This is a genomic window from Pseudarthrobacter sp. MDT1-22, from assembly GCF_054511035.1.
The window spans coordinates 1-1,363 of the sequence record NZ_JBTNDK010000073.1 but is presented as its reverse complement, the minus strand read 5'-3'; the positions used below and the strand labels follow the sequence as shown (position 1 = coordinate 1,363).

The window sequence follows — 1,363 nt, the reverse complement described above, 5'->3', positions numbered from 1 at the left end:
GTATCTGGGCCTGGAACGCTTCCCCGGACAGCGGCCACCCGTGAATCATGACCACCGGCCGACCCTGGCCGCCGGTGTCATCCACGTGCAGGTTGGTGTCCTTGAACAATCCGTGATGTGCAGTGATTTCGGTCATGACTCACCCTTCGATGTTTTGGGCCGTGCCGGTTGGAGCCAGCCTACACAGACCATCAGCATGCTGTCTTTCTTAATCGGAGAACTTCCTGCCGGCATCATGACCGCCACTGCAGGTGAGCTCAGCTCACGAATCCTTGGAAACATACAGCCGGGATGCCAGCCGGGCAGTCCGTGAGGGCGGGGGTGACGAATAAGAGTGTGTGGGGTGGTTTCCTGATGGGCGCGCCGTCCGGCGTGTGGAGGACACATCCCTGCGAAGGGATTGTCATGAGAACGATCAACCGTATTCTGGCCCTAGCTGGAACCGTGTCGTTGGCGGCCATCACCGGCTGCGCAGCTCAGGAAGGGGGCTCTTCCGCCCCGCCGCCCGCGACCAGCTCCGCTGCCCCATCATCTAATGCTTCGGCGCAGGCCGGCGAGGCAGTCATCACGATCAAGGACTTCGCCTATGAGGTTCCGGCATCGGTGAAGCCAGGGGCGACAGTGACGGTAACGAACGCGGACAGCGCTCCCCATACCCTGACGGCCAAGGACAAGGGCGGGTTCGACATCGAGGTCCCGGGCGGCGCAACGGTGATCTTCCAGGCACCGGACGCGGCCGGTGAGCACGGGATCATCTGCAGCTTTCATCCGCAGATGACCGGAACGCTGGTCGTGAAATGAACCGAGAAATGAGTCGGCCGGAACTGAAACCGCATTCACGGTTTCTGTGGGTGCTGCGTGTCGGTGTCGCGGCGGGCCTGGTGGTCAGTGCCGTGATCCATGTCCAGCTCGCCCCGGACTACCAGCAGGCAGCGCCGGGCGGTCTCGGGCAAGGGACCCTGTTTCTGGTCCAGGCCGGCGCAGCGGTCCTGGCCGCGGTGTTTGTGCTGGTCACGGGCTCACGCGCCGCTTTCGCGTCCGCCGCCGTGGTGGCCCTGTCGTCCCTGGTCGCGGTCATCCTGTACAGGTATGTCCAGGTCCCGGCTATTGGGCCGCTGCCGTCGATGTATGAGCCGGTTTGGTACGCGGCCAAGGTTGTATCGGCGGTCGCCGAAGCGGTTGCCGGGGCCCTGGCGGTGGCCGGATACGCCCTGCTGCACAAGAACCAGTCGGGATCAGGGCCAGCTGCCCGGGGCCGCCGCCGCGGCGCTTCGGCTGCTTGAACCAGCCGGATCACGGCCTCCTGAACACCCCACGCCTCGCTGGCCTGCCGGAAAATATGTGACACAATTCACATTCTCAC

General features: G+C 64.2%; 3 protein-coding genes. 2 read left to right on the top strand and 1 reads right to left on the bottom strand.

The features are described from left to right. The coding region (locus ACX80M_RS20995) for an alpha/beta fold hydrolase (protein ID WP_459310400.1) at positions 1–136 on the bottom strand (136 nt) is incomplete at its 3' end. A gap of 269 nt (positions 137–405) precedes the next feature. On the opposite strand from ACX80M_RS20995, the gene ACX80M_RS20990 reads away from it, so the two are divergent. After that, entirely contained in the window at positions 406–801 is a 396-nt protein-coding gene (locus ACX80M_RS20990) for a cupredoxin domain-containing protein (RefSeq protein ID WP_459310398.1), read from the top strand. A gap of 8 nt (positions 802–809) precedes the next feature. After that, the gene (locus ACX80M_RS20985; RefSeq protein WP_459310397.1) at positions 810–1,283 is read left to right on the top strand and encodes a hypothetical protein; all 474 of its coding nucleotides are present in this window, start codon (positions 810–812) and stop codon (positions 1,281–1,283) included. Positions 1,284–1,363: the final 80 nt, after the last annotated feature.